Raw genomic sequence first — 14,700 nt, 5'->3', positions numbered from 1 at the left:
CCGCCTAAAGGCGGACGGCCACACATTCCTAACATAACCTGTGAACAGGCTAAAACGCTTATTTTACGTTTTCGTTGATAAAAGCTACGATGTCAGCGGTGGAAGTTCCTGGAGTAAAGACAGCGGCTACGCCGGCTTCTTTCAGGAAAGGAATGTCGCTGTCGGGAATAACGCCGCCGCCAACAACCAAAACGTCTGCCATGTCTTTTTCTTTCAGACCGGCAATGACTTTCGGGAAAAGGGTGTTATGAGCGCCGGACAGCAGGCTCAGAGCCACTACATTTACGTCCTCTTGCAGAGCTGTCTCTACAATTTGTTCCACAGTTTGGCGCAGGCCGGTATAAATAACCTCAAAACCTGCATCACGCAGAGCGCGAGCCACGACTTTTGCGCCGCGGTCATGGCCATCCAGGCCCGGTTTAGCTACTAAAATACGAATCTTTTTCTCCATCGTTCGCTGTGCCTCCTAACTCTATCGCTTACAGGGTACTTCCCGGTTGATACTCGCCGAACACTTTGCGCATTACGCCGCAAACTTCACCCAAAGTGGCGTATGTTTTAACAGCCGCCAGGATGAAAGGCATAAGGTTATCTTCGCCTTTGCAAGCCGCTTCCAAAGCAGCCAGTGCAGCGTCAACAGCCGCATTGTCGCGACTAGCGCGCAGTTTAGCCAATTTATCCTTCTGCAATTTGCCGACGGACTCGTCGATTTTCAGCAGACCTTCAACAGGCTTTTCTTCGATTTGGAACTTGTTAACGCCAACAATGACGCGCTCGTTGCGTTCCACTTCCATCTGCCATTTATAAGCGCTATCCTGAATTTCTTTTTGGATATATGCTTTTTCAATAGCTACAACAGCGCCGCCCAGGTCATCAATTTTCTTGATGTAGTCGAGAGCTTCGCTTTCGATCTGGTTAGTCAGAGCTTCTACATAGTAGGAGCCGCCCAACGGATCGACAACGTCAGCCAGGCCGCTTTCATAAGCAACGATCTGCTGAGTACGCAAAGCAACACGTACGGAATCTTCCGTAGGCAGAGCCAACGCTTCGTCCTTGGAGTTGGTATGCAGGGACTGCGTACCGCCGAGAACAGCAGCTGCTGTCTGCAAAGCTACGCGGACAATGTTGTTGTCCGGCTGTTGCGCTGTCAGCATGGAACCAGCAGTCTGGGTATGCACGCGCAACATCCAGGAACGAGGATTCGTGGCGCCAAAGCGCTCTTTCATGACTTTAGCCCAAACGCGGCGGGAAGCGCGGAATTTCGCAACTTCTTCCAACACATTGTTATGAGCGTTCCAGAAGAAGGACAGACGTCCGGCGAAATCATCAACATTCAGGCCGGCTTTAATAGCCGCATCAACATAGGCAATGCCGTTAGCGATGGTGAAAGCGATTTCTTGGGAAGCAGTCGAACCAGCTTCACGGATATGATAACCGGAAATTGAAATGGTGTTCCACTGGGGAACGTTTTTCGAGCAATACTCGAAAATATTGGTAATCAGACGCATGGACGGCTTAGGCGGGAAAATGTAAGTGCCGCGAGCCGCATACTCTTTCAAAATATCATTCTGGATGGTGCCGCGCAGTTTGTCAGCGCTAACGCCTTGTTTCTCGCCAACAGCGATGTACATGGCCAACAGTACCGAAGCCGGCGCATTGATGGTCATGGAAGTGGATACTTTGCTCAGATCAATCTGATCAAAGAGGATTTCCATGTCAGCCAGCGAGTCGATAGCCACGCCCACCTTGCCTACTTCGCCTTCAGCCATATCGTCGTCAGAGTCGTAACCGATCTGAGTCGGAAGGTCAAATGCGCAAGACAGGCCGGTGCTGCCCGATTCAAGCAGATAACGGTAACGCTTATTGGATTCTTCCGCCGTAGAGAAGCCGGCATACATACGCATGGTCCAGAAACGGCCACGGTACATGGTAGGCTGTACGCCACGGGTGAAGGGATAGGATCCTGGGAATCCGATATCGTTGACATAGTCGGTTCCTTCGATATCCAACGGAGTGTAGAGACGATTGTGGGCCAGGTTACCGCGTTCAGGATTTTTCGCAATAGCCTTTTCCACTTTGGCTGCATAGGCTGCCAATTTTTCTTTCAAAACTTCATTGCTCATTAACAAAGGGCCTCCTTTACTCTTTCTTTATTTCAATTTCATTGTGCCCGTTTCTTGAAAACGGACATGCCACGAAAGGGCCTCGGACAAAATGTGCGGGGTATGCGCATTTTTTGTCGCTTTACAAGCACGTTCATAGTAGTCCAGCAACATGGGCTTGAAGTCGGGATGAGCACAGTTTTCAATAATAACCTTAGCTCGCTCACGCGGGCTGAGGCCGCGCACATCAGCCAGACCTTGCTCAGTAACAAAGACGTCAATGTCATGCTCGCTGTGATCCACATGGGATACAAAAGGCACGATCGAGGAAATAGCACCGTCCTTCGCCGTTGAAGTGGAGAAGAACATGGTCAAATAGCCGTTACGAGCGAAATCGCCGGAACCGCCAATACCATTCATCATTTTGCTGCCCATGATATGAGTGGAGTTGACATTACCATAAATGTCAAATTCAATCGCCGTATTCATGGCGATAATCCCCAATCGACGGGCCAGTTCCGGGCTGTTGGAAATTTCCTGCGGCCGCAGAACCATCTTAGTACGATATTCATCAATATTTTGATACAAACGCTCCAAGCCTTCCGGAGACGGCGAGAAGGAAGTACCAGAGGCAAAGCGAAGTTTTCCGGCGTCAGCCAAATCCAGCATGCCGTCCTGAATAACTTCGGTAAAAACTTCAAGGTTTTCAAAATCGGAATTCACAAAGCCAGTGACAACAGCGTTTGCTACAGAGCCTACGCCAGATTGCAAAGGCAACAGGTTTTTCGGCAAACGGCCGGCTTTGATTTCCTGATGGAAAAACTCAATAGCCAGTTCCGACATTTTTTTAGAATCATCGTCAATGGGCGCAAAACCGCGCACATCGTCTTTGATGTCGCAAGCGACAATATACTTGATTTTATCCGGACCGCAGGGAATATAGGGAGTTCCAATCCGTTCGTCAACTTTGCACAACGGAATAGCTTTGCGGTGCGGCGGATCTTCCGGCGTATAGACATCATGCATGCCTTCCAGCTCTAACGGCTGGCTGGTATTCACTTCTACGATAACTACATCGGCTTCCTGTACAAAGGATGCGGTGTTCCCCATAGAGGTCGTAGGAATAATATGGCCTTCTTCCGTAATCGCACAGGCTTCTACGATAGCCACATCCACTTTGCCGCCAAGAAAACCATAACGCACCATCTGGGCGGAATGGCTCAAGTGCAGGTCAAAGTATTCCAATTTACCCGCATTTAAGGCTTTACGCAAATCATTGTTGGTCTGATAAGGCATACGGCGGGCAATACCGCCAACCTCCATCAAAGCGCCATCCAATTCCTTGCCTACGGAAGCGCCTGTCCAAAGGTTAATCTGGAAAGGTTCTTTTTTCATTCGCTCCGCCAACGCCAAAGGCACAGCCTTCGGATAGCCGGCAGGAGTGAAACCGCTGGCGCCAATGTTCATCCCGGGTTTAATAAAGGCTGCAGCTTCTTCGGCGCTGACAATCTTTGCATGCAGTTCTTTATTGCGCACGCGATCCCGAATGTCAATCATTAACAACTCTCCTCCTTAGTTCTGGCAACAGAAGCATTTTTACCGGAAATTCCTTGCACGTAATCTCCCTACTACCTCACCTCCAGCACTGATGCTGTTACGTAAGAATCCTTGCTTTTCAGGGCCGACACCCTTGCGTTCAATATAGAACAAGCTAGGATAGTCACTGCAAAAAAGGAAAGGGTCACAAAAATGCCGTCAATTGACGGTTTCGCGGCAACTGACGGCATTTTCACACCCATGCAGCTTCAAAACGAACCGATAACACAAAAACTCATACAAGATATAATTACTATATTTAGTTATAAAAATCCTGCTCGATTGTGAATGTATACACGTATTCACCGCAGTTTTTTTATTTATAATACTCCATCTAGTCTTGACGCGTCAAATAATAAGAAAGACTGCTTAAGCCTACTGACAAATCTTCGTTAATTAAAGACACCTGACGCGGCACTTCAATCTTACGGGGAGCAAAGTTCCAAATCCCTTTGACACCAGCCGCCACCAGGCGATCTACCATCAGCTGCGCATGTTCCGCCGGCACGGCAATAATAGCAATCTGTATCTGCCGCTGCCGAACGATTTCTTCTAGTTGGTCGGCATGCTCAATGGCCACACCGTTTACAACCATGCCAATACGCTCCGGCGCCACATCCAAGAGCGCCGCCATATTAAAACCTAAGGAAGAAAAATTTTTGTAATGCGCCAAGGCCCAACCCAAATGTCCCATACCTACAACCGCAATATTCCAGTTGTGATGCAAACCAAGGATCTCGCCGATATTGCGCAAGAGCTCCCGCACATAATAACCGACGCCTTTTTTTCCAAATTGTCCGAAAGAAGCCAAATCCTTGCGAATCTGCTCTGGCGTCACGCCCAAGCGATTTCCCAGTTCCTCCGAGGAAATAATTTCAATCCCCTCTTCTTGGCTCAACTTCAGCGTGCGAAAGTACAGCGGCAAACGATCAATTGTCGCCTTCGAAATCATGATATGTTCTTTCAACAAACAATCCCCCTACTCCACTGGGATTTCATTTTGTTCTTTAAAATCATTATTTTCTCTTTAACTTTACTTATCTTTATTTTGTTATTCGCACTACAATGACAAAATCCTCCTCTATAGAATATAAAAAATCGCATTACAAAAGGAAAGGCGAATGTTGTTATATTCTGCAAATTCGCCTTTCCTTCTATTCTGAATATATGAAGCATTTACACGCGCCTGCTTAAACAGAAACGCCAAGAGCAGCTTATCCTCTCCGTTGCGGCTTGTAATGCGTATGCAGTAAATGATGCGACTTTTCGCTCAATGGAGCCTGCAGCCAAGAAGCATATAACTCCTGCACCGCCGGGTTTTCATGGGATTTACGCAAACCGCTTCTTTCATCGCATTCGTACAAGGCCGCCATACGACGCTGACGAAAGTCCGCCATCTTGCTGCGCGGCTGTCCTCCTCCGCCCAGACAACCGCCAGGACAAGCCATAATCTCAATAAAGTGGTAATCAACCTCGCCAGCTCTTACTTTTTCCAGCAACGTTCTCGCATGGCGCAGCGAATGCGCGATGGCCACGCGAACGATTGTGCCCTGCAGGTCAATTTCCGCTTCCCGAATTCCTTCCAGGCCGCGTACTTCACGCAGTTCCACTTTTGCTAAAGCACAGCCAGTTACCGTCTCGTAGACCGTCCGCAAGGCGGCCTCCATCACACCGCCGGTACTGCCGAAAATAACGCCAGCACCGGTAGAAATACCCATAGGAGCGTCAAATTCTTCTTCTGGCAACGCTTCAAAATCCAAGCCGGCTTCGCGAATCATAGCCGCTAGTTCCTGGGTTGTCAGCACATAATCCACATCCCGAAAGCCGCTGTCACACATTTCCGGGCGCACCGCTTCGGCTTTCTTCGCCGTACAGGGCATTACCGAAACAGAGACAATATCCTCCGCCTTAATCCCGCTTTTTTCTGCATAGTAGGTTTTCACCAAGGCGCCGAAAATCTGCTGCGGTGACTTAGCTGTCGACAAATGCGGCAGCAACTCCGGATAAAAAAGCTCCGCAAAATTAATCCATCCAGGGCTGCAAGAAGTGATCATCGGCAGCACGCCGCCTTCTTTAATGCGCCGCAAGAGTTCATTGCCTTCTTCCATAATGGTCACATCGGCGGCGAAATCAGTATCGAACACCTTATCAAAACCAAGTCTGCGCAAGGCCGCCACCATTTTCCCCGTTACGATGCTGGCGGCCGGCAAGCCCAGCGCTTCCCCCAAAGCTACCCGCACTGCCGGCGCTGTCTGGACTACCACATGCTTGCCTGCATCGGCCAGCGCCTCCCAAACCGGCGCCGTATCATCTTTGATGGTAATCGCTCCTGTCGGGCAAACAGCCGCGCACCGTCCGCAGTAGGTACAGGCCGCCGCGTCTAAGCCCATGCCAAAGGCAGGAGACACTTCCGTATGAAAGCCCCGCTTCGTGAAGCTATATACATGAACTCCTTGCACTTCACTACACGCCCGTATACACCGACCGCATAAAATACACTTTTCAGGATCGCGCACAAGGGATGGATTGGAAGCATCCTTTCCTCCCCGCCGGCGTTCCCCGTTAAAACGAACCTGTCGAATACCAAGTTCTGCGGCAATGGTCTGCAGCTCGCAATCGCCATTGCGTTCGCATGCCAGACAATCTGCCGGATGATTCGCCAAAAGCAATTCCACCACCATTTTGCGCGCATCCCGCACCGCCGGACTATGCGTATGCACTACCATGCCTTCCGCCACAGGATGCACGCAAGACGCCGCTAACGAACGGGCGCCCTCAATTTGCACCAGACAAACACGACAGCTTCCCTCGGGGTGCAGCTCCGGATGATGGCAAAGAGTGGGAATCTTTACGCCGGCCAGGCGCGCCGCCTCCAAGACAGTAGCCGTTTTGGGCGCTTCAACAGTCTGGCCGTCCACTGTAATACATACCGTATCCATATAAGTCAGCTCCTTTGCTTCTTATCCTTTAACAATGGCCTGGAATGGACATTTAGCCAGACAACTGCCGCACTTGATGCATTTTTGCGCATCGATAACATGCCGCCCTTTGATTTCTCCGGAAATGGCCCCTACAGGGCATACCTTCTTACAAAGACCGCAGCCCTTGCATGTATCCGTAATCGAATACGCCGCCATTTTAGCGCAGGCGCCGGCTGGACAGCGTTTCTCCCGGATATGGGCTTCATATTCGTGACGGAAATAGCGCAGTGTACTGAGCACCGGATTGGGCGCCGTCTGTCCCAAACCGCAAAGAGAAGCCGCCTTAATGCTGCGTCCCAGTTCTTCGAGCAGTTCAATGTCTCCTTCTCGGCCCTCGCCTTCTGTAAGGCGGGTCAGAATTTCCAACATGCGTTTTGTACCTTCCCGACAGGGCGTACACTTACCGCAGGATTCGGACTGAGTAAAATTCAAGAAAAAGCGGGCCACATCCACCATACAGGTGGTTTCATCCATGACTACCAGACCGCCTGAACCCATCATAGCCCCCACCTGTAATAAAGAGTCATAATCTACAGGCAGGTCTAAAAGCTCTTCCGGTAGGCAACCCCCGGAAGGTCCTCCTATTTGCACGGCTTTGAATTTTTTTCCGTTTTGAATACCGCCGCCAATATCAAAAATGATTTCCCGCATCGTAATGCCCATGGGCACTTCCGCCAAGCCCGTATGATTCACTTTGCCAGTCAAAGCAAATACTTTCGTTCCTTTGCTTTTTTCCGTACCGATAGAAGCGTACCATGCGCCGCCTTTGGCGATAATTTGCGGCACATTGGCAAAGGTTTCCACGTTATTGATATTTGTCGGCTTGCCCCAAAGCCCAGCCACTGCCGGAAAAGGAGGTCTGGGACGCGGCATGCCTCGCTTGCCTTCAATAGATGCCAAAAGAGCCGTTTCTTCACCGCATACAAAGGCGCCAGCGCCTTCTTTGATCTTAATATGAAACGAGAAGCCGGAACCCAAGATATCCTCTCCCAAAAGGCCCATGGCTTCCGCCTGAGCGATAGCCACCTTCAGCCGCTTGATGGCCAAAGGATATTCGGCTCGCACATAGATATAGCCCTCGTCCGCACCAATGGCATAGCCGCAAACAAGCATACCTTCCAGCACCCGGTGCGGATCTCCTTCCAGCACGCTGCGATCCATAAACGCCCCCGGGTCTCCCTCGTCGGCATTGCAAACCACATATTTTTTCCCTTGCGGCTCCTTGGCGGCAAAGCTCCACTTCAAGCCGGTTGGAAAGCCGCCGCCGCCGCGCCCCCGCAGACCGGAAAGTTTAACCTCGTCTACTACCTGCTGCGGCGTCATCGTCGTCAAAGCTCTGCCTAAGGCCTCATAACCGCCGCCGGCAATATATTCCTCAATTACTTCCGGATTGATATGCCCGCAATTGGCCAATACCAAGCGCTGCTGCTTATGATAAAACTGAATGTCCTCATAACTGGGAATGCGTTCCGCCGTCAACGGCTCTTGGTAAAGCAGCCGCTGCACAATACGTCCCTTGTAAAAATGCTCTTCTACCAGTTCTGGAACATCTTCCTCCTGCACTCGCACATAAAAAACGCCCTCTGGGTAGACAATAAGCAACGGCCCCATCTCGCAAAAACCGTGACAGCCGGTTTCAACAATCTTAATTTCCCGAGCTAAGCCTTTTTCCTCCAGCTCCCGCCGCAATGCGGCTTCCACCTTTTTTGAGCCGGACGACGTACAGCCTGTTCCGGCACAAATCAATACATGCGCCCTTACGTATTCCATGGTCCTCCTCCTAGTTATCTATTTTAGCCACAACCCATTCTTCGACAATGCGCCCGTTCACCACATGCTCGCCTACAATGCGCTCCACCTTGTCCGGAGTTACTTTTCCATAAATAATGCGCGGCTGCCCCGGCAGCACCACATCCAAAAGAACCTCTTGCTCGCACATGCCTATACAGCCTGTTTGTTGTACACTGACCCCTTCCAAGTGTCTCTTAGCCACCTCTTCCAGGGTTGACTTAAGCACCTCGCGCGCGCCGGCGGCTATGCCGCACGTGCCCATGCCAATAATAATTCGCGTATCTGTCTGCTGCCGAATACGAATATCCTGCCGCACGCGTTCACGCAAACGATTTAACTCTTCCAGTGTTTTCATGCTTGTTCCTCCTCTTTCAATGCATTCCAGCCTGTCTCCAGCACTTCTTTCAAAGTCAACATGTCCAGCCCTGTTGTAGTCGATGAATCCCACTGCCATTGCCGCCCATCCCGATAATGCAGGTATTGAAAATGAATTTGCGGCATTGTCACCGCCAAGGTCCACAAAGTACCGGGCAAATCGCCCCAAGGCGGTAAATCAGGATGGCTTCTGCCAAAGGAAGCGCAAATCATCGTCCCTAAACCAGGCCGGGAAATCATCCGCACTTTGCCGCCGCAATGTCGCGTCCACATATCTAAAAGACCCAAACCTAGGCCAACAGCGCGTGTTGTTCGTTTCGTAAAAAAAGGATTCAACGCCTCTTTGCATTCTTGGCGCGTCATGCCTCTCCCGTCATCAGCAATCCTCCATGTTAAAGAGTCTCCAATTTCTCGTACGCGGATATCCACACGGGCCGCCCCCGCTTCCAGAGAATTTCGCAAAAGCTCTAACAGAAGCAGCGACAGCTCTTTCATGACTGTCCACGATAGGGCTGCAAAATACCTCCTATGCCTTCCGGCGTCAAACGGCCGTACGTGTCATCGTCAATCATCATAACCGGCGCCAGGCCGCAGGCGCCAATACAGGCCACGGTTTCCAAGGTAAAGTTCAAGTCTGCTGTCGTCTCGCCCGGCTTTACGCCCAACTCTTTTTCCATGGCTTCTAAAATTGCTTTAGCGCCCCTTACATGGCAGGCCGTTCCTTGGCACACCCTTACAATATGTTTCCCTCGCGGATTAAGATGGAACTGTGAGTAAAATGTCACCACGCCATATACTTGGCTGATAGGCAAATGCAAGCCATCGGCAATCCGTTCCAGCACCTCCCGCGATAAATACCCATAAGCGTCTTGAGCCTGTTGCAGTACCGGAATTAAAGCTCCCGGCGCCTCTTGATAGCGCGCAAGAATAGCTGCAAGTTCTTCATACCTCTCACCAGCCCCTCCGCACGCACATCCTGACTTCGATAATTTCATCATCGTTTCCCCCTTTACGCGTTCTCCTCTTTATTACGGTTATGCCATCGCAGCCAACGTCCGTCTTTGCCCTGCAAAGCCAGATGAAATTCGGCTAACGTAGGCTTTTCCATCATGATTTGCACTTTGCCGCCTTGACAAAGCGCATCTAAGCTATGCGCATCTGATGCCGTCACCAAGGGCAGCTCCTGCGGCAAAAGCGGCAATCTCCGCCGCGCTTCAGCTTCGGTCGCCACACAAGTTGAGATTTCCGCCGCCGCCACGGGCAATTCCGTCGGCCAAATTCCCAACTGCCCCAAAAGGCTGTAAGCTGGCCGATCCACATGACTGGCAATGACCATCCCGCCCAGGCGAACCGCTTCTTCGCAAAGAGTTTGCGCATCCGCCGTTAACGCCGAAAGCAGCAGCTCCTCCCGCTCGCCCAGCAGTTCATCTTCCGCGCTTAAAATCCACTGCGGCCCAAAAAGACGACTCTGATTCAGTCTGCCATTACGCCAGCCGTCCACTTTGGCGCACCAAGACGCAAACGCCGGCCAATCGTCAAAAATCGCCAGTAAATGCGCTTCCTCGTCGCACTCCACTTCCATCCCCGGCCAAACCGTTAATGAGCTCTGCCTCGCCGCCTGCCAGACCGCTTTGGCATTGTCACCGGCATTATGGTCGGTAACAGCGATAATATCCAAGCCTAACTCCAGCGCCGTCTCCACCACCAAAGACGGCGTCATCTCCACTGAAGCGCAAGGAGACAACACCGTATGCACATGCAAGTCCGTCAAATAAGATCGCATATTTCTTGGCCCACGCCCAGTGCATGGAGCCGGCAAACGATATCAAAGGCGGGCAAGTCCGTTACTAGAAGAGGCATCCCTACTTCGTCCGCCTTGGCCAAGGCCGCCGCTTCCGGTTTAGCGCCTCCCGCAACGATCACTGCCGCCATTCCCGCCAAGGAAGCGACGGCCAACAAATTCACATGACTTTGCATGGTCACCCATACCGTTCCCTCGCCAGCCTGCGCTAAAGCGCAGCTCATCAAATCTGAAACAAACCCCCCCTGCACTTCGCGCTGCAACCCTTGCGCCCCTCCGGCAAGCTTCAGCGGCAATTCCCGAGTTAAATCCGCTACCAGCACAGCCTCCACCTCAGCTTTCTTCTTCGCTTTTATCCAAGGAAGGCGGCAGTTTCTCCGCCAAACTTTTCATTTCTTGGGCTAAATCGCGCACTCGCTGCCGCAGCAAAAATACGCAATCCGTTTCACTGGCCTGCCCCTGCACAATGTCCTCCGCCAGAGCGCGGCAGTTCGGCGACCCGCAGGAGCCACAGTCTAATCCCGGCAGCTTGTACAGCATTTCTTCCATGCTTTCCACTTTACGCAGCGCTTCGTGAATATCCTGATCCAGGCGCAGCACCGGCTTAGGCAGCGGCAACGGCAGCACCTCCACGGCCCTATGTTTTTCCGGCGTCTTCGACGGCCAGATGGAAGCCCGTCCGCGAAGCTGCGTCTCGCCTACAAAACGGTTAACCGCCGTCAAAGGACCTCCAATGCAGCCTCCGGCGCAGGCCAGCGCCTCGATATAGCGCACCTGACCCAACGTACCAAAAGCAACCTGCTCCAGCAGTTGACTGACTTGCTCAATTCCGTCCACCGCCAGCACGCTGTCTTGCATTACACCTTGGCTTTCCCCGCCGGCTAAGGCCCAGCCGGCTCCCAGCCAGCTGGACTCCACCTCCACCTCAGGGCAATCCTTATCGTGAACTTTAGCCAGTAATTCCCCGTAAAGATGCGAAATAGCGATAGCCCCGTCAATAACACTGCCGGCTTGCTTCACCGCCGTCATCTTCGCCGGGCAAGGCGTCAAAAACCAAACGCCTATTTTCTCCGGCGGCAAGCCAGTCTGCTCAACCGCTCTGGCTCTAGCTAAGCGAGCCGTAACCGTTACAGGCGCCTCCATAGGCACCAGGCAAGGCAGCAGGTCTGGAAACTTCACCTGTACCAGACGCACAACCGCAGGACAGGCTGAGGAAATCAAGGGTTTCGGAATCTCTTTTTTCTGGAGCAATCGCTTCACTGCCGCCGTCACGTCAGCCGCCCCCAAAGCCACTTCACACACTGCATCAAAACCAAGCTGCAGCAATCCCCCCAAAATTCGTCCCACCGATACAGTTGCTGGAAATTGAGCATACAGCGACGGCGCCGGCAAGGCCACATTGTAGGAGAACCGTTTCAGGCAATCCATGGCGTCGGTTACCGTTGTCTTCGCCTTAGCCGGACAAAGACGAATGCATTCGCCGCAATCAATACAACGTTCTTCCAAAATGCGCGCTTTTCCGGCGCGCACTCGAATGGCTTCCATGGGACAGTGCTTAGCACAGACTACGCAGCCCCGGCAACGCGCTTCAATCAAACGCACCGAATGAAAATAGCTGTCACTCATGGTCTGCTCCCCTCTGATGCCGAAATAACATAGAAACCGACGTACCCACACCCGGTTTCGAATCGATAACCAATTCATCGGCGCAACGCTTCATATTAGGCAAACCCATCCCCGCGCCGAAACCCATTTCACGAATTTCCGGCGGCGCTGTAGAAAAGCCCTCGCACATGGCTTGGCTTACATCCGCAATACCAGGCCCCTCGTCTTCCACAACCACTTTCGTTTCTTCAGCAGTGACGCTCGCCCGCATTACACCGCGCCGTGCATGAATGATCACATTCAGCTCCGCTTCATACGCGCCCACCGATGCCCGGCGAATTACATCTCCTGGAAGTCCCAACCGACGCATAACGTCTTTTAATTGCATAGCGCCGTCGCCTGCCCGCGAGAAATCAAAGCCCTTTATGGGCCATTCTTTCTGCCAGGCATTCATTTTTTCCTGCTCCATTATTTCACCACCGCTTGTACACAATCTTTTATGTATACAATTGAGTTAGAGCTTTCACAATTCTCTAATAAAACCAAAAGCGTGTCAAGATGCATTTGGAATGAACATCTCTTGACACGCTTTGTGCTTTTTGGTCTATATTCGCTTTATTTAATGTAAATTCCTGCAACTTAGTTATAAAAATTTCAAAATCTATTTCCGCCTGCTTCTGAGAAGAAAATCGATTTAGCAGCAACGACAATGATGGCGTTCAGCAGCCAGAACAGCATAGACAGCTGTATATTGAACAAAACATAGTCAGTCAAGCCGTTAAAGAATAAGCCGCCCAGCGCCGCCAGCAAGCCCAAACTCAGACCAGCCATCCAAGGATCCTTCGTTTCTTGCAGAATTTTTCTGGCCTTACGCCAGTGCCCATACATTACAGCCAGAAAGGCGAAAAAACCAGGCAGACCGATTTCCGCTGCGATATTCAAATACATATTATGAGCATGAAAAATCTTAGTATGGCCATCATTAATAAAAAAGTCATATTCCGGATAGACCATCCAGTACGCTCCCCAGCCAATACCGGAAAAAGGGTTGTCCTCAATCATGGCTGCCGTGCTCTCCCACAAAGCAATACGCAAAGTAGAAGAAGTATCTGTTGGATTCAAAATAGAAGTCAAGCGCGTCAAAATGCTGTCCTGCGCCACTAGCAGGCCTAGCGGCAGCAAGCAGAAAATCCAAAAAATACGCCGATTATACAGCCAGCCGTAGATGCCGACAACCGCCGCCACGCTCAACCAAGCGCCGCGCGAATACGTATAGACCAAACAAAGACCAAATAACGCCGTCAGAGCAAACAGCAGGCCCTTCTCCCTCCAGCTTCGAGGAGCAAACGCCATGCCGCTGGCTAACGCCATCATCATAACTAAATAGCCAGCCAAAAGATTGGGGTTTTCCAACGTTGAAAACACCCGCGTCTTAAGTTCCGGAAACTGCTCGCCATCCACCCATTGCGTCGCAGAAATGTCAAAACCAACAACATATTGATACAAACCATAGACAGTCACAAAAAACGCCGAACAAAGCACAGCCCAGATGAGCTTGCGCAATTGTTCCGTCGAATCCAGATTGCAGACCACCAGATAGTACAGGAGCACATACCGGCCCATTAGATGCGTATAATTGTAAAGACTAAACCCAGGATCCGGCGAGACCAAAATGGAAAGCGCCCCTAAAACAACGACAGCTCCCACCGCCCAATCCAGAAAAGTAATTTGCCAGCGACGGCCCTTGCGAAACCATAATGATTTCACGCCCCATCCCAGCGCACCGGTAATTAAAAACACACTTGCGACATCTAAAGAAAGCGGCAAAAAAAAGGCCACTGCGTAAATGCAGTGTTCAATCAAAAAAGCGAGCCGCCGTTCCCAACCGTTTTTAACCACTTCGTTCATATACATCCTCCGCATCCTACTTCTTCACCAATTATAGCCTGTCCCTGCTGCGGATACAAGAAAAGAAAACTCGGCAGGAACGGAAACGCAGAGTAATTGATGAAGCAGATGAAAGCCAGAGAAGGTCCGGAGATAGTGGATTAAAGTGAGTAAAGCGAGGGAACGAACAAGGCTATGGAGGCCGTGATTGTATTTGAGACTTTTATTGGAGCAAGACGGTCCGCAGGACGAAAAAGCAGGGTAAGACGGATGACAGTTTCGCCTGTTTGAGCGCAGCGAGTTAAGAAACTGCCGCCTTAGCCTGCTTTTCCGAGGCGCGCGCAAATCTTGTCTCAAATACAATTATGCCGCCGTTTAGATAGAAGCTCCCAATCCTTGATAACTCTAGGTTTTTCAGCTGTAAAAACTTATAACTGTAGAGTAAAAGGCTGGACTCCCAGCCCCTCCTCATCAATCCGTACGTGAGGTTCTCCCTCATACGGCTTTCCGAAGTTCTTCTTCCTTCAGCATTACGGATTATACTGCAAGTTTAGCTATTCCA

Annotated in this window: 14 protein-coding genes; all 14 read right to left on the bottom strand. The window is 51.1% G+C overall.

Annotated features, from left to right (window positions below):
* Positions 1–58: 58 nt before the first annotated feature.
* The 14 genes from PHF27_RS05175 to PHF27_RS05110 all read right to left on the bottom strand — a co-directional run bounded on the left by PHF27_RS05175 (position 59) and on the right by PHF27_RS05110 (position 14,159).
* Positions 59–451 carry a cobalamin B12-binding domain-containing protein gene (locus tag PHF27_RS05175; protein ID WP_018703400.1) on the bottom strand — a complete coding sequence of 131 codons (393 nt, stop codon included), beginning with the start codon at positions 449–451 and terminating at the stop codon, positions 59–61.
* 28 nt (positions 452–479) lie between these two features.
* Positions 480–2,123, bottom strand: coding sequence for a methylmalonyl-CoA mutase family protein (locus tag PHF27_RS05170; RefSeq protein ID WP_018703399.1), 1,644 nt, complete (start codon positions 2,121–2,123; stop codon positions 480–482).
* Between the two features lie 27 nt (positions 2,124–2,150).
* The gene (locus PHF27_RS05165; protein ID WP_300066986.1) at positions 2,151–3,659 is read right to left on the bottom strand and encodes an acetyl-CoA hydrolase/transferase family protein; all 1,509 of its coding nucleotides are present in this window, start codon (positions 3,657–3,659) and stop codon (positions 2,151–2,153) included.
* 373 nt (positions 3,660–4,032) lie between these two features.
* Positions 4,033–4,665 carry a redox-sensing transcriptional repressor Rex gene (locus PHF27_RS05160; protein WP_300067036.1) on the bottom strand — a complete coding sequence of 211 codons (633 nt, stop codon included), beginning with the start codon at positions 4,663–4,665 and terminating at the stop codon, positions 4,033–4,035.
* A 247-nt stretch (positions 4,666–4,912) separates the two neighbouring features.
* Positions 4,913–6,637 (bottom strand): NADH-dependent [FeFe] hydrogenase, group A6, encoded by a 1,725-nt coding sequence (locus PHF27_RS05155; RefSeq protein ID WP_300066983.1) that lies wholly within the window; start codon positions 6,635–6,637, stop codon positions 4,913–4,915.
* Between the two features lie 21 nt (positions 6,638–6,658).
* Positions 6,659–8,449: an NADH-quinone oxidoreductase subunit NuoF gene (gene nuoF / locus PHF27_RS05150; RefSeq protein WP_300066980.1), complete on the bottom strand. Its 1,791-nt coding sequence runs from the start codon at positions 8,447–8,449 to the stop codon at positions 6,659–6,661.
* Positions 8,450–8,459: 10 nt separating this feature from the next.
* Positions 8,460–8,825, bottom strand: coding sequence for a (2Fe-2S) ferredoxin domain-containing protein (locus tag PHF27_RS05145; protein ID WP_300066977.1), 366 nt, complete (start codon positions 8,823–8,825; stop codon positions 8,460–8,462).
* On the bottom strand, positions 8,822–9,340 hold the full coding sequence (locus PHF27_RS05140) for an ATP-binding protein (protein WP_300066974.1): 519 nt from the start codon (positions 9,338–9,340) through the stop codon (positions 8,822–8,824). Before PHF27_RS05140 ends, PHF27_RS05145 begins: the two co-directional genes overlap by 4 nt.
* Positions 9,337–9,840, bottom strand: a complete 504-nt coding sequence (gene nuoE / locus PHF27_RS05135) for an NADH-quinone oxidoreductase subunit NuoE (RefSeq protein WP_363320043.1) — start codon at positions 9,838–9,840, stop codon at positions 9,337–9,339. The genes PHF27_RS05140 and nuoE overlap by 4 nt, the downstream gene beginning before the upstream one ends.
* Before the next feature lie 14 nt (positions 9,841–9,854).
* On the bottom strand, positions 9,855–10,628 hold the full coding sequence (locus PHF27_RS05130; protein ID WP_300066968.1) for a PHP domain-containing protein: 774 nt from the start codon (positions 10,626–10,628) through the stop codon (positions 9,855–9,857).
* A complete protein-coding gene (locus PHF27_RS05125) occupies positions 10,613–10,978 on the bottom strand; it encodes a serine kinase (protein ID WP_300066966.1) in 366 nt (121 codons plus the stop codon). The genes PHF27_RS05130 and PHF27_RS05125 overlap by 16 nt, the downstream gene beginning before the upstream one ends.
* Position 10,979: 1 nt before the next feature.
* On the bottom strand, positions 10,980–12,272 hold the full coding sequence (locus tag PHF27_RS05120; RefSeq protein WP_300066963.1) for a [Fe-Fe] hydrogenase large subunit C-terminal domain-containing protein: 1,293 nt from the start codon (positions 12,270–12,272) through the stop codon (positions 10,980–10,982).
* A complete protein-coding gene (locus PHF27_RS05115) occupies positions 12,265–12,720 on the bottom strand; it encodes an ATP-binding protein (protein WP_300066960.1) in 456 nt (151 codons plus the stop codon). The genes PHF27_RS05120 and PHF27_RS05115 overlap by 8 nt, the downstream gene beginning before the upstream one ends.
* A 185-nt stretch (positions 12,721–12,905) precedes the next feature.
* Positions 12,906–14,159: an O-antigen ligase family protein gene (locus PHF27_RS05110; protein ID WP_300066957.1), complete on the bottom strand. Its 1,254-nt coding sequence runs from the start codon at positions 14,157–14,159 to the stop codon at positions 12,906–12,908.
* Positions 14,160–14,700: the final 541 nt, after the last annotated feature.

Origin of the sequence: Anaeromusa sp., from assembly GCF_028691475.1 — a bacterium.
GTDB lineage: Bacteria > Bacillota > Negativicutes > Anaeromusales > Anaeromusaceae > Anaeromusa.
The sequence above is the reverse complement of the archived record's forward strand: the minus strand, read 5'-3'. Positions and strand labels throughout refer to the sequence as shown.